The following is a 20,704-nucleotide window of genomic DNA, read 5'->3' on the forward strand; positions in this document are numbered from 1 at the left end:
AGAGAGCGAATCATCATGCACATCCTCGACTCCGTCGATGCAGCATCACTCAGGTCCGACATCCCCGCGTTCCGCGCCGGCGACACCGTCAAGGTGCACGTGAACATCATCGAGGGCAGCCGCTCGCGTATCCAGGTGTTCCAGGGTGTCGTCATCAGCCGCTCGAACGAGGGTGTCCGCGAGACCTTCACCGTTCGCAAGGTCAGCTTCCAGGTGGGCGTCGAGCGCACCTTCCCGGTGCACTCGCCGGTGATCGACCACATCGAGGTCGTCACCCGTGGTGACGTGCGCCGCGCGAAGCTCTACTACCTGCGCGACCTGCGCGGCAAGAAGGCGAAGATCAAGGAGAAGCGCGACAACCACTAGTCGCAGCTGAACTCGGCCGAGCTCCCCACCCTCTACAATCGGGTGGGGAGCTCGATACGTTAATGACAGAAGAATCGGTGCGCGAGCACACGGAAGACGAACAACCGTTGCGCAGGCGCCAGCGTCGAACGAAGCCGCGCGGCGCGCTCACGTTCCTACGGGATCTGCTGGTCATCCTCGTGGTGGCCGTGCTCATCTCGTTCCTGGTGAAGACCTTCCTCATCCGGTCGTTCTACATCCCATCGGAATCGATGCGCGAGACCCTCGAGGTGAACGACCGCATCATCGTCAACGAACTGGTGCCCAAGCTCGTGCCGATCGACCGCGGTGACGTCGTGGTGTTCCGTGATCCGGGGGGATGGCTGACGCCGCAACCGCCCATCCAGCAGAACCCCGTCGCGGGCGGTTTCGACTGGGCGCTCTCGATCGTCGGGCTCTCCGCCCCCGACAGCAACGACCACCTCATCAAGCGCGTTATCGGCCTCCCGGGCGACCACGTCAGCTGCTGCAACGCACTCGGTCAGGTCAGCGTCAACGGCGTGCCGCTCAATGAGCCGTACATCACGCTGCCGAGCGGCGAGACGCGCGCATCGAAGGACGACTTCGACCAGGTGGTGCCGGCCGGTTCGCTGTGGGTCATGGGCGACAACCGCTACAACTCCAAGGACTCCCGCTACAACGGCGACACCCCCGGCAAGGGCTTCGTGCCCATGGACAACGTCGTCGGGCGCGCCTTCGTGGTGAGTTGGCCGGTGGCGCACTGGGCGTGGCTCGATGACTATCCGTCGACGTTCGCCGGCATCCCGTCACCCACCGGCAAGAAATGACCCCCGTCGTCGATCCCACGCTGTCCGTGGAGCGGCGGTTGTTCCGTGCGGGCCACGCGGTGGTGATCGGCTGCGACGAGGTGGGCCGTGGAGCCATTGCCGGACCCGTCGCCGTGGGCATGACCGTCATCGATCAGCGCCGTCGGCGCGTCCCGGTCGGCCTTCGCGATTCGAAGATGCTCAGCGAGGCCAAGCGCGAGCTGCTCGCGCCTGTCGCGGCCGCGTGGGCGGTGCACTCGGCCGTCGGTCTGGCGGGGCCGGAGGAAGTGGACGCGGTCGGCATCATCGAAGCGCTCGGTCGGGCTGGCGCGCGGGCGCTGGCTGCCCTCCGCGAGGCCATCGACCTGAGCGACGCTGTCGTCCTGCTCGACGGCAGCCACGACTGGCTCACCCGTCAGCTCGACGTGGCGGTGACCGTGATGACCCGCGTGAAGGCCGACCAGGACTGCGGGTCCGTCGCTGCCGCATCCGTCCTCGCCAAGGTGCACCGCGACAGGATGATGATCGACGCGCACGAGTCGGCGCCGGTGTACGGCTGGTCGGGCAACAAGGGCTACGGTTCGAGCGCCCACTACGCCGCGATCGCCGAGCACGGGCCGCACGCCATCCACCGGCACAGCTGGCTCAGGGAGCCCGCTCTCGTCGAGTCCTGAGGCGCCATGCCGCCTCCACGTGCGGCGTAGGATTGACGAACCATGGACGAAGACGAATTCGACGACTACGACCGCGAGGTCGAGCTGGCGCTCTACCGCGAATACCGCGACATCGTGTCGCAGTTCAAGTACGTCGTGGAGACCGAGCGCCGGTTCTATCTGGCCAATGAGGTCGACCTCGTACGTCGCGACACCGAGCACGACTTCTACTTCGAACTCACCATGAAGGACGTCTGGGTGTGGGACGTCTACCGCTCCGACCGGTTCGTCAAGGCCGTCCGCGTGCTCACCTTCAAGGACGTCAATGTCGAGGAGCTCGCCGCCAAGGAGTTCGAGCTGCCCAAGGAGCTCGCGCTCGACGAGTAGCACGCGCTGACTCCTCCCCACTCTCGCCATATCGCCCTCGATTGCGCGGTCGGGTAGGCATGTTTCCACGGCTCCGCCGAGCCCAGCAGGCTGGTCGCGGAGGTTGCGATGGCAGCGAAGGACGAACTCGGCAGGCGCGGTGAGACACTGGCGGCCGACTACCTGAGCGCCAACGGTTACCGGGTGATCGACCGCAACTGGCGGTGCCGCGACGGTGAGATCGACGTGGTGGCCGAGCAGGGTGACGAGACCGTCTTCGTCGAGGTCAAGACGCGCTCGAGCACCGACTTCGGGCACCCGTTCGAGGCCATCACCCTCGGCAAACTGCGACGGATGCGCCGCCTCGCCATGGCGTGGTGCGTTCAGGCGGGCGGCTGGCGCCGCATCCGTCTCGACGCCATCGCGGTGATCGCACGCCCGGGGACACGACCGTCCATCGAGCACCTGGAGCGGCTGACGTGATGCGTCTCGGCCGCACCCGGGCGATGGCCCTCATCGGCATGCAGGGATCGTTCGTCGACGTCGAGGCCGACATCTCATCCCAACTGCCCGGCCTCGTCATCATCGGCCTGCCCGACGCCGCGCTGCTCCAGGCCCGCCACCGCGTTCGGGCGGCTGCCTCGAACTGCGGCATTCCTCTCGACGGTCACCTCATCACGGTCAATCTGTCACCGGCTGCGCTGCCCAAGCACGGCTGCTCGTTCGACCTGGCGATCGCCCTCGCGTGCCTCGCCGCCGCGGGCGACGTCGTGCAGGAGTCGATCGAACGGGTGGTGCACATCGGCGAGCTCGCCCTCGATGGGCGCCTGCGTCCGGTGCCCGGGATCCTGCCCGCCGTCGCCGAGGCCGCGCGGCTCGGCGCGGAGATCGTGATGGTTCCGGTCGCGTGCGCCGCCGAAGCCGAGCTGGTCTCCGGCATCCGAGTCGTCGGTGTCTGCGACCTCCGGGACGCGGCGATCTGGCACGGCGGCGCGTTCGATGCGCGACCGGTCGATCCCATCGCCGCGGCGGTCGTCACCGAGCCGACCATCGCGGCCGACGGCGATCTGTCCGACGTGATCGGTCAGGACGACGCCGTGTTCGCGCTGCAGGTGGCGGCAGCGGGTCGGCACCACGCCCTGTTCATCGGACCGCCGGGCGCAGGCAAGACCATGCTCGCCGATCGGCTCGTCGGCATCCTTCCTGATCTCGACGACGAGGCTGCGCTGGAGGTGGGTGCCATCCGGTCGCTCAGCGGGCTCGGCGTTCCGTCGAGCCTGCAGAGGCGGCCTCCGCTGGAGACGCCGCACCACACCGCGACGGCGGCGGCGATGATCGGTGGGGGATCCGGGGTGGTGCGCCCGGGGTCGGCGGTGCGAGCCGGACACGGCGTCCTGTTCCTCGATGAGGCTCCCGAGTTCCCGGCGAACGTCCTCGACGCATTGCGACAGCCGCTCGAGTCCGGTCGTGTTGCCATCCATCGGGCGAACACCGTAGCCAGCTTCCCGGCGCGATTCCAGTTGGTGCTCGCCGCCAACCCCTGCCCGTGCGGCCTGTATGGAGTGCCACGCGAGACGTGCACCTGCCCGCCAGCAGCGCGGCGGCGGTACCTGGCTCGACTCTCGGGCCCGCTCATCGACCGCATCGACATCCAGGTGCAGGTGAGCAGGGTCAGTGCCGTCCACGTCCGTCTCGCGAGCGAGCAGAGTCGGGCCACGACGGCGGATGCGCGGGCGCGCGTCCAAGCCGCACGTGCCGCCGCGCGCGAACGGCTGGCAACCACTGGATGGGCGACGAACGCGGAGGTGTCCGGCAGGTGGTTGCGGGCGCCGGCCAACCGGCCGTCCGCGACGGCACTCGCGCCGCTGGACCGCGCGCTCGAGCGCGGTCAGATCACCATGCGCGGTTACGACCGTGTGCTGCGGGTCGCGTGGTCGGTCGCCGACCTGTCTGGGGCGACATCACCCACGCCGGCCCATGTCGGGCAGGCGCTGTACCTGAGACGAGGAGAGGACCGATGAGACGGTTCGGATTCGAAGAGGCGGAGGTGACGCGGATGCTCTCCGCAGTGGGAGGCGATGACGGCGCGGACGCGTCGGGTCGCGCGGAGCTCGTCGCGCGTGCCGCATGGTCGATGCTCGGCGAGCCCGGCGATCGCACCGCCGGGCTGCTCGTCACCGCCCTCGGAGCAGCGATGGCGCTCGATCTCCTCCTCGACGGAGCGACACCCGCGAGTATCGCGGAGCGCGTGGACCCCGACGCGGTCGCCGGTCGAGTGGCGCTGGCCTCCGACATCGATCAGGCTCTGGCGCGCTGGCGTCCACGACTCCGCTCCGGCGCCGTCGTCCGTTCCTTCGAGGCGGCGGGTCGGTGCGGCGCCCGGTTGCTCGTGCCGGATTCCGCCTTGTGGCCGGAAGCTGTCGACGACCTGGGCGTCCACGCGCCGATCGCGCTGTGGGTCCGTGGCGCCGATGACGCCCTCGAGCGCCTCGGACGGTCGGTGGGCCTCGTCGGAGCGCGTGCGGCCACCAGCTACGGGGAGGGTGTCGCCATCGACAGCTCCGCCGGGCTCGCGGCTCGGGGATTCGCGATCGTCTCCGGCGCGGCATACGGCATCGACGGGATGGCGCATCGCGCTGCGCTGGCGACCGGCGGCACCACCGTCGCGTTCCTGGCCGGCGGGGTCGACCGCCTCTACCCGGCCGGTCACCACGACCTGCTCGAACGAATCGCCCGAACAGGGGCGGTCATCGCGGAGCTGCCGTGCGGCGCGGAGCCCACCAAGTGGCGCTTCCTCCAACGCAACAGGCTCATCGCCGCGGCGACCCGGGCGACCGTGGTGCTCGAGGCGGGGTGGAGGTCGGGATCCCTGAACACCGCTCATCACGCCGCGGCACTCGGGCGGCCCGTCGGCGCCGTTCCTGGACCGGTCACGAGCGCCGCGTCGGCAGGCTGCCACCGCCTGATCCGAGAGTGCGACGCTCGCTGTGTCACGTCGGTGGAGGAGATGGTGGAACTCTTCGGCGACGCGGACACGTTGGCGGGAGGGGGCGCCGACGCGGCGGCGGAGGGTCGCAGCAGCGATGAGATCCGCGTCATCGACGCGTTGAGCGCTCGATCCATGCGGTCGCCTGACGAGATCGCGCGGCGATCCGGCATGTCCACGGCGAGCGTGCTCGGCGTGCTGGGAATGCTCGCGATGGACGGGGCAGCGGTGCGCGCGGCGAGCGGATGGCGGAAAGCGTGAACCGTCGATGCGGCGCGCGCAGCGTCGATGCGGCACGGTGTCGGACCGCCGCCGTATCGTGGGACGCGGGAGGTGGCGATGCCGCGTGTTCACTGGGGTCAGTACCCCGCACCCAGCCACGTCATCGCCCACATCAGCGACACGCATCTGCTCGGCTCGGGCGCGGCCCTGTACGGGGCGGTCGACGTCGAGGGCCACCTGCGCCGAACCCTGGAGCGGCTGGTCGCCTCAGCGAGTAATCCCGACGTCATCGTGTTCACGGGAGACCTGGTCGATGCCGGTCAACCGGAGGCGTACCAGCGACTGAGGGGCCTCGTCGAGCCGGTCGCCCGTCGACTCGGTGCCGAGGTCGTCTGGGTGATGGGCAACCATGACGAGCGCAGTGCCTTCCGCAGCCAACTTCTCGACGATGCGCGCTCCGACGACCGGGCGCCCGTCGATCAGGTGCTGACGGTGCGCGGCCTGCGCATCATCGCGCTCGACACCAGCATCCCCGGTTGGCATCACGGTCGCCTGGAACCGGCGCAACTCGACTGGCTGACCGAGGTGCTCGCCGACCCGGCCGAGCACGGCAGCGTGATCACCCTGCATCACCCTCCGATTCCGACGCCGATCGCAGCGATGCAGGTGCTCGAGCTCGAGCGGCAGGACGAACTTGCGGCCGTGATCGAGGGCACCGACGTCATCGGTGTGCTCGGCGGCCACCTGCACTACGCCACCTCCGGAACGTTCGCGGGAGTGCCCGTATCCGTCGCAGCCGCGACCTGCTACACGATGGACCTCGGCGCGCCAGACGGCGAACTGGTGGGCATCGACGCCGCTCAGGCATTCAACCTCGTTCAGATCTACGACGGTCGGATGGTGAGCTCGGTCGTGCCGCTGAGGGGAGGCCCGGTCGTCACCCGGTTCGGCGCGGAGTTCATCGACGCGCTCGACCCCCTCACTCCTGAGGAGCGTCTCGAACGTTTCTCACGGCAGCCCGATGGTTCCGGCACATGACCGAGGACGGCCCGCCGACCAAGCCCGACGACCCGACGGCTCTGCGTGCGGCGGTGATCGAATTCGAACGATCTCTCCGCATCGAGCGTGGCTTCTCCTCGCACACCGTCCGCGCCTACCGATCGGACCTAGACGACCTGGTCGCTTTCGCTAGGCGTGCGGGCGTGGATGGACCCGCCGGCATCACGCTGGAGTTGCTCCGCGACTGGCTGTGGTTCGCAACCCAGCGCTCGCTCGCGCGCAGCACGATCGCGCGCCGCGCCGCATCTGCTCGTGCCTTCACGGCCTGGCTGGTTCGCAGCGGCGCGTTGGCGGTCGACCCGGGGGTGCGGCTGCGTTCCCCCAAGCCCCAGCGTCCGCTTCCTCGCGTGGTGTCGCGTCCTCAGATCGACGGAATCCTCACGATGCTGGCGGCCGACGTTGCCAAGGAGGATGGCGACGTGTCAGTTCAGGACGACGGCGCGGTTGAGGCTGGCGGGAGCATCGGCCCCGACCCGGCGCGCACGGCAGTCGCTCTCCGGAACCTCGCGATCGTCGAACTGCTCTACGCTTCGGCGCTGCGCGTGTCTGAACTCGTCGGCGTCGATGTCGACGACATCGATTTCGAACGGCTCACCGTGCGTGTGACCGGAAAGGGTTCCAAGCAGCGCGTCGTGCCCTTCGGCGTGCCCGCGCAGACGGCCCTGAGCGAATACCTGCGTCATGGTCGCCCCGTTCTGGCAGTGAGCGGGCGCCCGTCGCCGACCAGTGGCGGCGAGCCGTCGTTGTCGGGGACGTCCCCGCGGGGGGCCCTCCTGCTCGGTTCGCGGGGAGGTCGGCTCGGCACCCGATCCGTGTATCAGCTCGTTGCGACCCTGCTCGCCGACATCCCCGGCAGTGGGCCGTCAGGCCCGCACGCCCTGCGCCACACGGCCGCGACGCATCTGCTCGACGGAGGCGCCGACCTGCGGGCAGTGCAGGAGATGCTCGGGCACGCCAGCCTCGGCACCACCCAGATCTACACGCACGTCTCCACCGAGCGGTTGCGCGAGAGCTATCGTGTCGCCCACCCTCGCGCCTGAACGGGTCGACGTTCGGCTACCCGTCAGGACGAGGTCTCCCGGTCAGCCGAGCGGAAGCAGCACGGCGCGCGGAATGCCGACGATGAGCGCCAACGGAGACAGGTAGCGACCGTCCTGACGCGCGCCGAGGTGCAGACAGGCGTCCCTGCAGTGACCACCGGCAGAGGTCATGCCGATGGGCTGACCGCGTGACACCGCCATGCCGGCGGCGACTGATGCGATCGCCGGTTCGACGCTGGACACGAGCCCCCCGCCGTGATCGATCGAGATCACCCCGCGATCGACGACCGTTCCGGCGAAGCTGACGACGCCGTCGTCGACCGCAAGCACCACGGACCCCGGCGCGGCCGCGAGGTCGACGCCCCGGTGACCGGCGGAGTACAGCGTTCGAGGAGCGTCGAAGTCCCGTAACACACGGACTGGTGGACCGAGGGGCCAGCTCCACTGTGGGCGAGCAGCCCGCTCCGACGCATCCGAAGCCTGGAACGCCTCCCGAGATGTCGACGCGACGAGGGTCCGGTCGGGTGCCTCCACCGCGCGCGCCGCGCCGGGCTCGATGAACGTCAGAGCGCCGAGCGCAGCCGCGAGCAGGAGCGTCGCGGCCATCCGCCGCGCCGTGTCGTCATGCATGCCCTCAGCATGGCAATAGGACGCCCTCGCGGAGGGATCCACCGCCGAGCTGTATGCAGCGCGGCCGCCCACCGCGGCGGGGGAGGAGCGCCGTTCACCTGATAGACTGGCGGGTGCAGCGCTTCGTGCGTTGACTACGCGTGCCCATTTCGGCCACCACATCCTTTCAGTCCGAGCCTCGCCACGAGGCCCGGCGGACGTGCGCCGGGCACCAGGTGCAGCGGTCATCCGATCGCAGGCAGATCAACTGAGAACAAAGGAGAACGGCTCATGGCCGTCGTCACCATTCGCCAGCTGCTCGACAGCGGCGTCCACTTCGGGCACCAGACCCGCCGCTGGAACCCGAAGATGAAGCGATTCATCCTGGCCGAGCGTTCGGGCAGCTACATCATCGACCTTCAGCAGTCGTTGGCCTACATCGACAAGACGTACGACTTCGTCAAGGAGACGGTCGCCCACGGCGGCACCATCCTCTTCGTCGGCACGAAGAAGCAGGCGCAGGAGGCCATCTCCGAGCAGGCAACGCGCGTCGGCCAGCCCTACGTCAACCAGCGTTGGCTCGGCGGCCTGCTCACCAACTTCCAGACGGTGAACAAGCGACTCGCCCGCATGAAGGAGCTCGAGGAGCTCGACTTCGACACCACGAAGTCGGGCTTCACCAAGAAGGAACTCCTCATCAAGAAGCGCGAGCTCGACAAGCTTCACAAGTCGCTCGGCGGCATCCGCAACCTCACGCGCACCCCGAGCGCGCTCTGGGTCGTGGACACCAAGAAGGAGCACCTCGCCATCGACGAGGCCAAGAAGCTCGGCATCCCCGTCATCGGCATCCTCGACACCAACTGCGACCCCGATGAGGTCCAGTACCCGATCCCGGGCAACGACGACGCCATCCGCTCCGTCGCCCTGCTGACCCGCATCATCGCGGACGCAGCGGCCGAGGGTCTCATCCAGCGCCACCAGAAGCCCGAAGAGGGCGACGAGGCCGCTGAGCCGCTCGCCGAGTGGGAGGCCGAGTTGCTCAAGAGCTCCGACGGCGCCGATGAGCAGGCAGCCGCAGAGACGATCGTCGCCGAGCAGCCAGCCGACGAGACCACCCCGGCGCAGTCCTCCGCTGAGACCGAGAAGTCGGCCGACGCGGCAGAGGGCGACATCGCCGAAGAGGTCGCCGAGGCCGAGACGCCTCTCGACGTCGTCGAGGCCGCGGGCACCGAGGCCGCCGACACCGACGCTGCCGTCAAGTAATCTCCGAACGAGAAGGAACACCGATTCATGGCTAACTTCAGCCTGCAAGACGTCAAGAGCCTGCGCGAGCGCCTCGGCACCGGCATGGTCGACACCAAGAACGCCCTCGTCGAAGCCGATGGCGACATCGAGAAGGCCGTCGAGATCCTGCGCCTGAAGGGTGCAAAGGGCAACGCCAAGCGCGCTGACCGTTCCACCTCCGAGGGACTGGTGGGCGCTGTCGACAACGGCAACGGAACCGCGACGATGATCGAGCTCGCCTGCGAGACCGACTTCGTCGCGAAGGGTGACAAGTTCGTCGCCCTCGCCGACGTCGTGCTCGCCGCCGTCGCGGCATCCGGAGCATCCACCGTCGAAGAGGCCCTCGCGGCCGACGCGAGCGGCAAGACCGTCGCGACCGTCATCGACGAGGAGGCCGCCATCCTCGGCGAGAAGGTCGAGCTGCGTCGCGTCGCCCTCGTCAGCGGCGAGAACTTCTCGATCTACCTGCACAAGACCAGCAAGGACCTGCCCCCGCAGGTCGGTGTCGTGCTCGGCTACGCGGGAACGGATGCCGAGACCGCTCGCTCCGTCGCGCAGCACATCTCGTTCGCCAACCCGGAGTACCTCTCCCGTGAGGACGTCCCGGCTGACGCGGTCGAGAAGGAGCGTGCGCTCGTCGAGCAGATCTCGCGCGAGGAGGGCAAGCCGGAGGCCGCCCTGCCCAAGATCGTCGAGGGTCGCGTCGGCGCCTACTTCAAGCAGGTCGCCCTGCTCGAGCAGGACTATGCGAAGGACAACAAGCTATCCGTGAGCAAGGTCCTGAGCGACGCGGGCATCACCGTGTCGGGCTTCGCCCGGTTCAAGGTCGGCGCCTAGCATCAGCATGAGGAGTCCGGATCGCAACGCGGTCCGGGCTCCTTTTCTGTGCGCGCGCCGACGCCCGCGCACAGTAGTTTGAGAAGAACACGCGGAAGGACTGATCAGCCCATGTCAGGTGAACACACGAGGCGCAGGGTCCTCCTCAAGCTCTCCGGTGAGGCCTTCGGCGGCGGTGCGCTGGGCGTCAACCCCGACGTCGTGAGCGCGCTGGCCCGGGAGATAGCGGATGCCGCGCCGGAGGTCGAGATCGCCATCGTCGTCGGCGGCGGCAACTTCTTCCGCGGGGCCGAGCTCTCCCAGCGCGGGATGGACCGCGGGCGAGCCGACTACATGGGCATGCTCGGCACCGTCATGAACGCGCTCGCCCTGCAGGACTTCCTCGAGCAGGCCGGTCTCGAGACGCGCGTGCAGTCCGCCATCTCGATGACCCAGGTGGCTGAGCCCTACATTCCCCGTCGCGCGGAACGCCACCTCGAGAAGGGGCGGGTCGTCATCTTCGGCGCAGGCGCCGGGCTGCCCTACTTCTCCACGGACACCGTCGCCGCCCAGCGCGCCCTCGAGATCGACGCCGACGTCGTCCTGGTGGCCAAGAACGGCGTGGACGGCGTGTACGACGACGACCCGCGCACGAACCCCGACGCCCAACGCATCGATCGCATCACCTACCAGGAGGCGCTGCAGCGTGGCCTCAAGGTGGTCGACTCCACCGCATTCAGCCTGTGCATGGACAACGGCATGCCGATGCAGGTGTTCGGGATGGAGCCGGCTGGCAACGTGACCGCCGCGCTGCGCGGTGCCGATCTCGGCACCATCGTGAGCAACTAAGCTCGTACCCACACCCTCACGCACCGAAGAAGGAGTCCTCCGTGATCCCGGAAGTCCTGTCCGACGCCGTCGCCCGCATGAGCAAGGCGGTCGAGGTTGCCAAAGACGACTTCGCCACCGTACGCACCGGTCGAGCCAACCCGCAGCTCTTCCAGAAGATCATGGTGAGCTATTACGGCACGGCGACCCCGCTCGCCCAGCTCGCCTCCCTCGCCAACCCCGAGGCGCGTACGCTCGTCGTCACCCCGTACGACAAGAGCGCGCTCCGCGACATCGAGCAGGCCATCCGCGACACGCCGAACCTCGGCGCCAACCCGTCCAACGACGGCAACATCATCCGCGTCACCCTGCCCGAGCTCACCGAGGAGCGGCGCAAGGAGTACGTCAAGATCGTGCGCGGCAAGGCCGAGGACGCCAAGGTGTCCGTGCGCAACATCCGTCGCAAGGCGAAGGACGACCTCGACGCCCTCAAGAGCGAGGTCGGCGATGACGAGGTGGCTCGCGGCGAGAAGGAGTTGGAGCAGGTGACCAAGAGCCACGTCGACGCCATCGACGACGCCCTCAAGCGCAAGGAAGCCGAGCTCCTCGAGGTCTGATGCCGCCGGAGGATCAGCCGCCACGGCGCAGCCCGTCGGCCAGGAAAGACGAGATCCGAGCTCAGGTGAAGGCGACCAGAGCGGATATCGAGCGGCAGTTCGAGGCCACCAAGGCTCAGATCGACGCCACCAGCGAGCGCATCCAGGCGCGAACGGGGCGCAACCTCATCCTCGCGATCCTCATCGGACTCGTGCTCGGCTTCGCGATGCTGTTCAGCCTCATCGTCATCAAAGAGCTGTTCCTGCTGTTCGGGGCGTTCATCGTCTTCTTCACCAGCTACGAGCTCACACAGGCTCTGCGACGGTCGGGGCGGATGGTGCCGGTCATCCCGGCCGTCCTCGCCACCGTCGGCATGATCCCCCTCACCTGGTTCTTCGGGGGAGCCGGCCAGTGGCTCGGCCTGATGGGCGGCCTCGTGCTCATGATCGCCTGGCGGGTCGTGGAGACCCTGCTGCCGGGCCGTCACGTCTCGGGTCGTCAACTGCTTCGGGATGCCGGTGCCTCCGTTCTGGTGCTCGTCTACGTCGGCCTGTTCACCAGCTTCACGGTGCTCACCATCGCGCGCGACGGCGGGCAGTGGTGGGTGCTGGCCTTCCTCATCCTCGTGATCGTCGCGGACACGGCGGCATACGCGAGTGGGCTCTCGTTCGGGCGTCACCCGATGGCACCGAGCATCAGCCCCAAGAAGACCTGGGAGGGGTTCGCGGGAGCGGTGCTCGCCTGTCTCGTCGGCGGTGTGCTTCTCGCCGTCTTCATGCTTCAGGAGCCGTGGTGGTTCGGCCTCGTTCTGGGCGTGAGCATCCTGCTGTCCGCCACCCTCGGCGACCTCTCCGAGTCGTTGCTCAAGCGCGACCTCGGCATCAAGGACATGAGCTCGTGGCTCCCCGGCCACGGCGGTTTCCTCGACAGACTCGACTCGATCCTGCCGTCCGCCGTCGTGGCGTACGTCCTCTTCCTCCTGTTCGCCTGATCCGTTTGGCAGAATGACATCGTGAGCTCCACCTTCCCCCGCGCCACCCGAGGCAAGCCCGGCTACAACGTCGACCAGGTCGAGAAGTTCCTGCTCGACGCGCGAGCAGCCTTCGACACCGATGCCGGCCAGACGCCGTTGAGTTCCGACGACATCCGCCGCACGGCGTTCTCGATGCAGAAGGGCGGATACTCCACGCAGCACGTGGACGCGGCCCTCGAGCGGCTCGAGGACGCCTTCGCGGTGCGGGAACGCGACCAGGTTCTGCGCAGCACCGGCGACGAGGACTGGTATCGCGAGGCGAGGCACAGCGCTCAGGTGATCCTCAATCGGCTCGACCGGCCGAAGGGTCACCGCTTCGACCGACTGAGCGTCCTCACGGTCGGCTACAGCACGGCGGACGTCGATGCCTTCTCGGCGAAGCTCACCCGCTACTTCCAGGATGGCTACCCGATCTCGGTCGACGACGTGCGCACCGCCGTGTTCCGTCCGCAGCGCGGCGGCTATCGCGAGGCCCAGGTCGACGTCGTTCTGGACAGCGTCGTCGACGTGATGCTCGCCGTCCGTTAGTCTCGGAAGATCGTGGGCAGGCATTCCGGCGCAGTGGCGCCATACCGGGCGGCAGTCGCCATTCCCGATCGACCTGTCCGGGTGCCGGCGAAGAAGGCGGCATCGCGGTCCCGCGCCGTGCTCTTCCTGTTCGCCTTCGCCGCCTCGGCCGCCTTCGTGCTGGTCAACGTGGTCGATCCGTACTCCGGCGCGACCGCCTCTCCGTACTTCCACGTGGTGGGGTCCTACTCCTCGGCCGAGGTGCAGGCCCTCAGCGTTCCCGCTCGGGTGGATGCCGCCATCCAGCGCGACGGCTACGACGTGAAGGCCAAGCCGACTCCGCCTCCCGCGCCGGCCGAGCCGGCTTCGGCGTCATCGTCGGGTCGCGCGCCGGCGGCCGGAACTCCCGATCCGGGCAGCGCCAAAGCGATCGCACTCGACCTGGTGCACGCACGCGGGTGGGGCGACGACGAGTACAGCTGCCTGGTGGCCCTGTGGAACCGGGAATCGGGCTGGAACGTGTACGCCTCGAACCCGTCCGGCGCCTACGGCATCCCGCAGGCCCTCCCGGGGTCGAAGATGTCCAGCGCCGGATCCGACTGGGAATCCGATGCCGCCACCCAGATCACCTGGGGGCTCGGCTACATCACGGGACGCTACGGCAGCCCCTGCGGCGCGTGGGCGCATTCCGAGGACGCCGGCTGGTACTGATTCGCTCGCTCGTGTGCGCCGGTAGGCTGGCTGCATGCCCCGCTCCAACCGCCCGCGCAACACCGGGCGCGACCGGGACGACGATGACGGCGACCTGTCGTTCCTGCTGACCGAATGGCTCCGCACCGAGCGCAAGCGAGACGGCGAGTGGAAGGTGCAGCCGGTCAGCGCCGTCCGCGCCGTGAAGAGCTACGTCTGCCCGGGCTGTCGCCTCGAGGTCGCTCCCGGGGTCGCACACGTCGTCACCTGGCGCGCGGACGACATGCTCGGAGACGCAGCGGCGCTAGCCGATCGCCGGCACTGGCACGGGCACTGCTGGCGCATCCATTGACGCACGACGAGCGAACAGGAGACCGACGGATGGGCGAACTGCTCGAAGTGCGTGGGGGAGTCCAGCTTCCCGCGCGGCGGGAGGATGTCGAGCTCCGGACGAGCGACGGCCTCACTCTCGTCGGCGAGTTGGCCCTGCCACTCGAGCGAGAGCCGGTCGCAACCCTCGTCACCCTTCACCCGCTGCCCACCCACGGCGGATTCATGGACTCGCACGTGCTCCGCAAGGCGGCCGGACGGCTGCCCGCCCTCGCCGACCTCGCCGTGCTGCGCTTCAACACGCGTGGCACATCGTCTCCGCGTGGAACGAGCGAGGGGTCGTTCGGCGACGGCGTCACCGAGAGCGAGGACGTCGCCGCGGCGATGGACCTCGTGGCGGCGCGCGGGCTGCCGCATCCGTGGCTGGTCGGTTGGTCGTTCGGAACCGAATTGGCACTCAAATACGGTCGAGAGCACCCGATCGACGGCATCATCCTGCTCTCTCCGCCGCTACGACGCACGACTCCGGCCGAACTCTCCGAATGGTCCAGCGCCGACATCCCGGTGATCGCGGTCATTCCGGAGTTCGACGACTACCTTCGGCCAGAGCAGGCGGCCGAGAAGTTCGCGTCAGTTCCTCATGCCTCCGTGATTCCCATCGAGGGCGGGAAACACCTCTGGGTGGGTGAGACCCAGGTGAGACAGGTGCTCACCGAGATCGTGCGCGCCGTCAATCCGGCAGCGTTGCCCCTGCCGACCGAGTACGACGACGCGGAGGCCGCCGAACGCTAGAGCTCGTTCTGCCGGGGGATGACGACCTGCTTGATGATGAGCAGGATGGATGCGGCGACGGGGATCGCGACGAGGGCTCCGAGAAGTCCGAGCAGCGAGCCACCGGCCAGCGCCGCGATCACGACGACCGCGCCAGGAACCGAGACGGCGCGACTCATGATGCGCGGGCTGAGGAAGTATGCCTCGACCTGCATGTAAACGATGTAGTAAATCGCCGCGGCGAGTGCGGTCAGCGGGGATCCGAGACCGGGTATGAGACAGGTCAGGATGATGATGATGGAGCCCGACAGCGTGCCCACAAGCGGGATGATCGACAGGAAGAACGCGATGAAGGCCAGGACCGCCGGGAACGGTGCCTGGATGATGCTGAGGAAGATGAAGCTGAGCACGCCGTTGATGACGCCGAGGGTCACCTGCCCGGTGACGAACCGCCCGACGGAGGCGGTGATCTGCTCGGTCAGGTCGGCGAATCGCTCGCGCTTGGATGCCGGAACGAGCTGGTAGCTCGCCCGCTTCATCGACGGCAGGGAAGCGGTGAAGTACAGCGTGAGGATGAGCACGATGACCACCGCGAAGAAGCCGGTGCCGATGGTGAGCGCGGCCGACACGACGCCGCCCACGACGCCGCCGACCTTGGTCGGATCGTTGATGAAGTCAGTCACCGTCTTGGTGATGTTGTCGGCGATGTCACTGATGGCCAGACCGGGGAACTGGGCCTGCAACTGTTTCACCAGGTCGCCGCTGGTGAACGAATCGACGAGCTTCGGGATCTGGTTGATGAGCTTCGAGGCCTCGCCGACCACGATGGGCACCACGAGCAGGATGAGCGCGGCGACGAGTCCGAGGACACCCACGAGGACGATCAGGATCGCCGCCCAGCGCGGGACCTTCCGCTTCTCCAGCCACGAGACGATCGGATCGAGTCCGAGCGCCAGGAACAGGGCGGCGCCGATGTACGTGAGGATCGTCGAGAGCTGCGTGATCGATAGGAGGATCAACAGGCCGAGGCCGACGCCCAGGGTCCCGATCAGTCCGAGCCGGAATGCGTTGTGGATTCTCACGTATATGCCCCCACGTTCATCCGTCGTTGTCCGGACCCGATGCCGGTTCCGTCAGACTACTGGGTGTCGGCGGCGACCTGTTCGGCTTGACTTAAGACGCCTCGAAGTGATTCGAAGTATCCCGCCACGGCGTCGCGCTCGATCTGGATCTGGCTGAGGCGATCCTCGGCGTCGTCGATGAGCTTTCGGGTGCGCTTGTCGGCCTCGGCGATCGCGGTCCTCGCTCGCTCCTCGGCCTCGGCGATCGACTTGTCCGCCGTGTCGCGCGCCGCCTGCACGATGCCCTTCGACTCGTTCTTGGCGTCGCTGTCGAGCCGGTCGGCCTCCGCGCGGCTCTCCTTGGTGCGCGCGATGGCCTCGGCGAGCTGGGCGTTCGCGTCATCCAGGTATTTCTGCGTCTGTGCGACGGCTTCCTGGTGTCGGTTCAGGTGGTCCTGCTCGGCCTCGTCCCGGCGGGCCTTGAGCTCGACGTCGAGGTCGATACGGGCCTGCTCGATCTCCCGACGCAGCTTGGTCACCTCGTGGGTGGTCTTCTTGCGCAGGGCGGAGAGCTGGTTCTGGAGGTCGATGCGTGCCTGCTCCGAGTCGGCCTCGAAGTCGGCCTTCGCCTGGTCGTGCTCGAGCGCGAGGTCGGCCTTCGCCTGCTCGATGTCGGCATCGTGACGGGCCCGGATGCGCGCCAGCTCGTGCTCCAGGCGCTGCTTGGCGACCTCGGTCTCCCGGGCCAGATCGGTCTTGGCCTGGTCTCGCTCGGCCGCCAGCGTGTCCCGCGTGCCGTCGATCTCGGCCTGCAGATCCGCTCGCTGCTGCTCCAGCTCGTGGTTCAGACCGGTGCGCGCATCCGCGATCTCCGCCTCGAGCTCGAGGCGCCCCTCCGCGGTCTCGCGCTCGAGGTCGAGACGGGCCTGCTCGGTCTCCTGAGCGAGGTCGAGCCGGGCCTGCTCGGTCTCGCGCGCCAGCGCGGCGCGAGCCTGGTCGAGTTCGAGCGCCACCTCGGAGCGAGTCTGCTCGGTCTCGTGCGACAGCCCGGCAGCAGCTTCACGCGCGGCCGCGGCTTCGCGCTCGGCGACCGCGCGGACCTCTGCCGCCTCGCGCTCCGCCTCGGCGCGGATGGCGGCGGTCTCGCGCTTCGCGGTCGCCCGCAGTTCGGCGGCCTCGGTCGCAACCCCTCCGCGGACCGCTGTCGCATCGCGGTTGGCGTCCTGGAGCACCGTCTCTCGCTCGTCGGATGCCCGCGCCACGAGGTCGTCGGCCTCCACTCGGGCGTCCTCGAGCAGGCGGGCCGCCTTCGCGCGTGCGTCGGCCAGGGTACGATCCGAGTGATCGCCGGCCTGAGCGCGGAGCTTGTCGACCTCGGCCTGCGCCTGGGTGCGCATCTTCTCGGCGTCGATGTCGGCCTGGGCGATCAGTCGGGTGGACTGCTCCTCCGCCACGCGCAGCGTGTTCTCGAGCTTCGTGCCGAGGCCGGTGAAGGTGGGGCTGCCCACCTCCTCGAGTTCGGCCGTGAGCTCGTCGATCCGTGCGTTGAGGCGCTTGACCTCTTTCGCGGACTCGGTCGACGTGTTGTTCGCGGTGATGACGTCGCGCCGCAACGACTGGAGTGCCTTCTCGACCTCGTCGCGATCGTATCCGCGGAAGACCTGCGTGAACTCTGTCTCTTCGGTGGCCACTGGCTGCTCCTTGTCGAAAGGCACGCGACGAGTGAGCGCACCGCCTGAGATTTTAGCGGGAGGAGGGATGCATTCGTACACGGCCCCATCCGGGGGCTCCCAGCACGCGTCGAGCGCGCGTTCAGGGCGATCGGATAGTCTGACATGTCTGTGCCTGCTGATCTTCGGCGGCCCTGGAGGAGATAGTTCGTGCGATTCGTTCTCGCCATCGTGGCGTTCTTCGTCGCCGCCGTGATGATCGCGTTCGGCATCGCCCAGCGCACCGTGCTGCTCGCGCCCGACAGCGTGAGCATGGCGACGACGGTCAGCGGCGGGGATGCCTACGTCGTCATCGGCTCGAAGACGCTGGCCCTGCACCCCGGCCTGCAGAAGGTGCAGGTGAGCGGTGGAGCCAAGACCTCCATGATCGCCCTGGGTCGCGAGGCCGATGTCGCCGCTTGGATCGAAGGCGAGCCGTACTCCAGCATCGGCGTCGACAAGAAGTCGGGGGACCTCGCGTCGACGCGCGTCGCCAGCACGTCCGAGGCGACGGGGGAGTCGCCGGCGTCGGACGATGCGACGGCCGCCCCCGCCGTCGTCGAACCGACCAACCCGCTCGGCTCCGATCTCTGGCTCGACGAGTTCACGGGCACGACCTCGGCATCCGCCGAGCTGAGCGTGCCGTCCGGATACAGCCTTCTGGTGGCGTCCGATGGCAAGAATCCCGCGCCGACGCGCGTCTCGATCACCTGGCCGCTGGACAATTCGACGCCATGGGCGGGACCGCTCATCGTCGGAGGCCTCCTCGTGCTGCTGCTCGGCTTCGCCAGCTACCTCTGGGCCATCTGGCACATGCGCCGCAAGCGCCGACCGCGCCGCAACATGCCGAAGGGACCCCGGATGCCGCGCATCCCGCGTCCGAAGACCATCAAAGAGATCACTCCGAGTACCGGGCGCCGGGCCATCGGCAAGTCGTCCAGGGTCGTCGCCGTTCCGATCGTGCTCGTCGGCGCACTCGCCCTCTCGGGCTGCTCGTCGGACTTCTGGCCGAGTTTCGACGGAGCATCCAGCCCGACCGCCTCGACGACGCCGACACCGGCGGTGACCACGGACGCCCAGGCCGACCCCGACCTGAAGCCGCCGGCCGTGACCGTGCCGCAGCTCGAGCGCATCATCCGCAAGATCGCCGTTCTGACGGGCGAGGCCGACAAAGCACTCGATTCCACGAAGCTGGCGACCCGGTTCGCCGGACCGGCGCTCGCCCTCCGGGAGGCGAACTACAAGGTGCGCACGACCCTGCCCGACTATGCGGCTCCCGACGCGATTCCCGCCGGCCCGGTCGAACTCGCCGTTCCGCAGCAGACGGATGCCTGGCCGCGCGTCGTCATGACCGTCCTGCAGAACAAGGACGATCCCACGACCAAGCCGACCGCGCTCGTGCTCGAGCAGGAGTCGCCGCGGGCCAACTACTTCGTCCGTTATGCCGTCTCGCTGGCCGCTGATGCGGTCATCCCCGGAATGGCGCCCGCCCGCATCGGCTCGCCCGTCGTCGCACCCGACTCGGAGTTCACCCTCCTCCCGCCCAACAAGGTGGCGCCCGCCTACGCGGACATCATGATGAAGGGCGACGCGAGCGAGTGGTTCAAGTACTTCGACACCGCGACGGACCCGTTCCTCAAGCAGGTGGGCGTCGACTCGAAGAACAACCGCCGGGCGAACCTGCCGGCGACCGCATCGATCGACTTCTCGAACGCCGTCGGGTCGGGCAGGACACTCGCCCTCGCCACCAACGACTCCGGCGCGATCGTCACGGTCAACATCAACGAGACGGAGACCGTGAAGCCCACCGACGGGGGAACGGTCTCGCCGCAGAACGCCGCGAAGGCCTACTCGGGCGTGGAGAACTCGGCGAAAGGCATCACCCAGACCTTCGGTGACCAAGTCCTCTTCTACGTCCCACCGGCCGGGTCGAAGGACACCATTCGTATGCTGGGCTTCGCCCAGGGAATCATCTCTGCCTCGGAGGTACCGTGACCGACCTGCCACCCTCTGCCGCCAGCCTGCGCGGTGCCGTAGACCTCTCAGCCCTCGTCAACCGGCCCAGTGCCCCTGCCGTGGGCGGCGAGTCGCCGGCAGCGGCTCCGGGTGGCACCGTCCAGGTGCCGAGCATCGTGCTCGGCGGGACCGACGCCAACTTCGGCGAGATCCTCGAACTCTCCCGGCACGTACCGGTCATCGTCGACCTCGGCGCCTCGTGGGCCGAGCAGTCTCGCGACTTCACGGTCCTCCTCGGCCGGCTCGTCCGCTCGTTCGGTGGCCGGCTCATCCTGGCGACCGTCGAGGCCGAGGCCAACCCGCAGCTCGCACAGGCGTTCCGCGCCCAATCGGTGCCGACGGTGGCAGCCGTCGTGGCGGGTCAACCGGTCCCGCTGTTCGCGGGCGTCGTCGCCGAGGAGCAGCTGCGGCCGGTTCTGGAGCAGGTGTTGCAACTCGCGGCCGAGAACGGCGTCACCGGCACGGCGATCGCCGCGGATGCGGACCCGACCGACGACGAACCGATCGCCGAGCCGGAACCGGCACCGCTGCCCCCGCATCACGCCGAGGCCTATGACGCGATCGAGCGAGGCGATTACGCCGATGCGATCTCGCACTACAAGACGGCGATCGCCCAGAACCCGAGTGACCGGGAGGCCGTCGCCGGCCTCGCCCAGGCGAGCCTGCTCGACCGGCTGCAGGGAAAGACGCTCGACGAGGTCCGCAACGCCGCGGCGGCCGCTCCGGACGATCTCGACGCGCAGCTCGCGGTCGCCGACCTCGATCTTTCGGGCGGCCATATCGACGATGCCTTCGACCGGCTGCTGCGCCTGTTCCCCACGCTCGATCAGGCCGGACGCAACCGCGTGCGTGAGCGCATGCTCGACCTGTTCGAGGTGGTGGGCCTCGACGACCCGCGCGTGGCGGCGGCACGACGGAGACTGGCCAACCTGCTGTACTGAGATCGCCCCGGGCG

At 68.5% G+C, this 20,704-nt stretch carries 23 protein-coding genes; 20 read left to right on the forward strand and 3 right to left on the reverse strand.

The window, feature by feature from the left end:
* Positions 1-15 precede the first annotated feature (15 nt).
* The 9 genes from rplS (at position 16) to E6C70_RS02605 (ending at position 7,498) form a co-directional block, all read left to right on the forward strand.
* The gene (gene rplS, locus E6C70_RS02565) at positions 16-366 is read left to right on the forward strand and encodes a 50S ribosomal protein L19 (RefSeq protein ID WP_136421948.1); all 351 of its coding nucleotides are present in this window, start codon (positions 16-18) and stop codon (positions 364-366) included.
* A 62-nt stretch (positions 367-428) separates the two neighbouring features.
* Complete coding sequence (gene lepB, locus E6C70_RS02570; protein WP_136421950.1) at positions 429-1,193, forward strand: signal peptidase I; 765 nt, start codon at positions 429-431, stop codon at positions 1,191-1,193.
* The gene (rnhB, locus tag E6C70_RS02575) at positions 1,190-1,846 is read left to right on the forward strand and encodes a ribonuclease HII (RefSeq protein WP_136421952.1); all 657 of its coding nucleotides are present in this window, start codon (positions 1,190-1,192) and stop codon (positions 1,844-1,846) included. Before lepB ends, rnhB begins: the two co-directional genes overlap by 4 nt.
* 42 nt (positions 1,847-1,888) lie before the next feature.
* On the forward strand, positions 1,889-2,212 hold the full coding sequence (locus E6C70_RS02580; RefSeq protein ID WP_136421953.1) for a DUF2469 family protein: 324 nt from the start codon (positions 1,889-1,891) through the stop codon (positions 2,210-2,212).
* 108 nt (positions 2,213-2,320) lie between these two features.
* Positions 2,321-2,674 carry a YraN family protein gene (locus E6C70_RS02585; protein ID WP_136421955.1) on the forward strand — a complete coding sequence of 118 codons (354 nt, stop codon included), beginning with the start codon at positions 2,321-2,323 and terminating at the stop codon, positions 2,672-2,674.
* Entirely contained in the window at positions 2,674-4,212 is a 1,539-nt protein-coding gene (locus E6C70_RS02590; RefSeq protein ID WP_136423671.1) for a YifB family Mg chelatase-like AAA ATPase, read from the forward strand. The genes E6C70_RS02585 and E6C70_RS02590 overlap by 1 nt, the downstream gene beginning before the upstream one ends.
* Entirely contained in the window at positions 4,209-5,438 is a 1,230-nt protein-coding gene (gene dprA, locus E6C70_RS02595) for a DNA-processing protein DprA (RefSeq protein ID WP_136421957.1), read from the forward strand. The genes E6C70_RS02590 and dprA overlap by 4 nt, the downstream gene beginning before the upstream one ends.
* Before the next feature lie 78 nt (positions 5,439-5,516).
* Positions 5,517-6,437 carry a phosphodiesterase gene (locus E6C70_RS02600; RefSeq protein WP_136421959.1) on the forward strand — a complete coding sequence of 307 codons (921 nt, stop codon included), beginning with the start codon at positions 5,517-5,519 and terminating at the stop codon, positions 6,435-6,437.
* Entirely contained in the window at positions 6,434-7,498 is a 1,065-nt protein-coding gene (locus E6C70_RS02605) for a tyrosine-type recombinase/integrase (protein WP_136421961.1), read from the forward strand. The genes E6C70_RS02600 and E6C70_RS02605 overlap by 4 nt, the downstream gene beginning before the upstream one ends.
* Before the next feature lie 42 nt (positions 7,499-7,540).
* Here the strand turns inward: E6C70_RS02605 and E6C70_RS02610 are convergent, their stop codons facing one another.
* On the reverse strand, positions 7,541-8,128 hold the full coding sequence (locus E6C70_RS02610) for a murein hydrolase activator EnvC family protein (protein WP_235833242.1): 588 nt from the start codon (positions 8,126-8,128) through the stop codon (positions 7,541-7,543).
* Positions 8,129-8,398: 270 nt separating this feature from the next.
* On the opposite strand from E6C70_RS02610, the gene rpsB reads away from it, so the two are divergent.
* The 9 genes from rpsB (at position 8,399) to E6C70_RS02655 (ending at position 14,984) form a co-directional block, all read left to right on the forward strand.
* On the forward strand, positions 8,399-9,370 hold the full coding sequence (gene rpsB / locus E6C70_RS02615; protein WP_136421963.1) for a 30S ribosomal protein S2: 972 nt from the start codon (positions 8,399-8,401) through the stop codon (positions 9,368-9,370).
* A 27-nt stretch (positions 9,371-9,397) separates the two neighbouring features.
* Positions 9,398-10,228, forward strand: a complete 831-nt coding sequence (gene tsf / locus E6C70_RS02620) for a translation elongation factor Ts (RefSeq protein WP_136421965.1) — start codon at positions 9,398-9,400, stop codon at positions 10,226-10,228.
* A 111-nt stretch (positions 10,229-10,339) separates the two neighbouring features.
* Positions 10,340-11,056: a UMP kinase gene (gene pyrH, locus E6C70_RS02625; RefSeq protein WP_136421967.1), complete on the forward strand. Its 717-nt coding sequence runs from the start codon at positions 10,340-10,342 to the stop codon at positions 11,054-11,056.
* Positions 11,057-11,097: 41 nt separating this feature from the next.
* Positions 11,098-11,652, forward strand: a complete 555-nt coding sequence (frr, locus tag E6C70_RS02630; RefSeq protein ID WP_136421969.1) for a ribosome recycling factor — start codon at positions 11,098-11,100, stop codon at positions 11,650-11,652.
* A 65-nt stretch (positions 11,653-11,717) separates the two neighbouring features.
* Entirely contained in the window at positions 11,718-12,623 is a 906-nt protein-coding gene (locus tag E6C70_RS02635) for a phosphatidate cytidylyltransferase (protein WP_235833243.1), read from the forward strand.
* 21 nt (positions 12,624-12,644) lie between these two features.
* Positions 12,645-13,193: a DivIVA domain-containing protein gene (locus tag E6C70_RS02640; protein WP_136421971.1), complete on the forward strand. Its 549-nt coding sequence runs from the start codon at positions 12,645-12,647 to the stop codon at positions 13,191-13,193.
* Between the two features lie 12 nt (positions 13,194-13,205).
* The gene (locus E6C70_RS02645) at positions 13,206-13,883 is read left to right on the forward strand and encodes an aggregation-promoting factor C-terminal-like domain-containing protein (protein ID WP_207670024.1); all 678 of its coding nucleotides are present in this window, start codon (positions 13,206-13,208) and stop codon (positions 13,881-13,883) included.
* Positions 13,884-13,917: 34 nt separating this feature from the next.
* Positions 13,918-14,214 carry an Rv1322 family protein gene (locus E6C70_RS02650; protein ID WP_136421973.1) on the forward strand — a complete coding sequence of 99 codons (297 nt, stop codon included), beginning with the start codon at positions 13,918-13,920 and terminating at the stop codon, positions 14,212-14,214.
* A gap of 29 nt (positions 14,215-14,243) precedes the next feature.
* Entirely contained in the window at positions 14,244-14,984 is a 741-nt protein-coding gene (locus E6C70_RS02655) for an alpha/beta hydrolase (protein ID WP_136421975.1), read from the forward strand.
* On the opposite strand, the gene E6C70_RS02660 is transcribed toward E6C70_RS02655, so the two are convergent.
* Positions 14,981-16,045, reverse strand: coding sequence for an AI-2E family transporter (locus E6C70_RS02660; RefSeq protein WP_136421977.1), 1,065 nt, complete (start codon positions 16,043-16,045; stop codon positions 14,981-14,983). The two genes, E6C70_RS02655 and E6C70_RS02660, sit on opposite strands and share 4 nt — an antisense overlap.
* A gap of 56 nt (positions 16,046-16,101) precedes the next feature.
* Positions 16,102-17,715, reverse strand: coding sequence for a DivIVA domain-containing protein (locus tag E6C70_RS02665; protein ID WP_136421979.1), 1,614 nt, complete (start codon positions 17,713-17,715; stop codon positions 16,102-16,104).
* Between the two features lie 189 nt (positions 17,716-17,904).
* On the opposite strand from E6C70_RS02665, the gene E6C70_RS02670 reads away from it, so the two are divergent.
* Positions 17,905-19,728, forward strand: coding sequence for a DUF8094 domain-containing protein (locus tag E6C70_RS02670; RefSeq protein WP_136421981.1), 1,824 nt, complete (start codon positions 17,905-17,907; stop codon positions 19,726-19,728).
* Positions 19,725-20,690, forward strand: coding sequence for a tetratricopeptide repeat protein (locus E6C70_RS02675; RefSeq protein ID WP_136421983.1), 966 nt, complete (start codon positions 19,725-19,727; stop codon positions 20,688-20,690). The genes E6C70_RS02670 and E6C70_RS02675 overlap by 4 nt, the downstream gene beginning before the upstream one ends.
* The last annotated feature ends 14 nt before the right edge of the window (positions 20,691-20,704 follow it).

The organism is Orlajensenia flava, assembly GCF_004801905.1.
Taxonomy (GTDB): Bacteria; Actinomycetota; Actinomycetes; order Actinomycetales; family Microbacteriaceae; genus Orlajensenia; species Orlajensenia flava.

Coding starts and splice junctions, on each gene's coding strand:
- rplS (WP_136421948.1), top strand. CDS start 16: ATGCACATCCTCGACTCCGTCGATGCAGCATCACTCAGGTCCGACATC.
- lepB (WP_136421950.1), top strand. CDS start 429: ATGACAGAAGAATCGGTGCGCGAGCACACGGAAGACGAACAACCGTTG.
- rnhB (WP_136421952.1), top strand. CDS start 1,190: ATGACCCCCGTCGTCGATCCCACGCTGTCCGTGGAGCGGCGGTTGTTC.
- E6C70_RS02580 (WP_136421953.1), top strand. CDS start 1,889: ATGGACGAAGACGAATTCGACGACTACGACCGCGAGGTCGAGCTGGCG.
- E6C70_RS02585 (WP_136421955.1), top strand. CDS start 2,321: ATGGCAGCGAAGGACGAACTCGGCAGGCGCGGTGAGACACTGGCGGCC.
- E6C70_RS02590 (WP_136423671.1), top strand. CDS start 2,674: ATGCGTCTCGGCCGCACCCGGGCGATGGCCCTCATCGGCATGCAGGGA.
- dprA (WP_136421957.1), top strand. CDS start 4,209: ATGAGACGGTTCGGATTCGAAGAGGCGGAGGTGACGCGGATGCTCTCC.
- E6C70_RS02600 (WP_136421959.1), top strand. CDS start 5,517: ATGCCGCGTGTTCACTGGGGTCAGTACCCCGCACCCAGCCACGTCATC.
- E6C70_RS02605 (WP_136421961.1), top strand. CDS start 6,434: ATGACCGAGGACGGCCCGCCGACCAAGCCCGACGACCCGACGGCTCTG.
- E6C70_RS02610 (WP_235833242.1), bottom strand. CDS start 8,128: ATGCATGACGACACGGCGCGGCGGATGGCCGCGACGCTCCTGCTCGCG.
- rpsB (WP_136421963.1), top strand. CDS start 8,399: ATGGCCGTCGTCACCATTCGCCAGCTGCTCGACAGCGGCGTCCACTTC.
- tsf (WP_136421965.1), top strand. CDS start 9,398: ATGGCTAACTTCAGCCTGCAAGACGTCAAGAGCCTGCGCGAGCGCCTC.
- pyrH (WP_136421967.1), top strand. CDS start 10,340: ATGTCAGGTGAACACACGAGGCGCAGGGTCCTCCTCAAGCTCTCCGGT.
- E6C70_RS02650 (WP_136421973.1), top strand. CDS start 13,918: ATGCCCCGCTCCAACCGCCCGCGCAACACCGGGCGCGACCGGGACGAC.
- E6C70_RS02655 (WP_136421975.1), top strand. CDS start 14,244: ATGGGCGAACTGCTCGAAGTGCGTGGGGGAGTCCAGCTTCCCGCGCGG.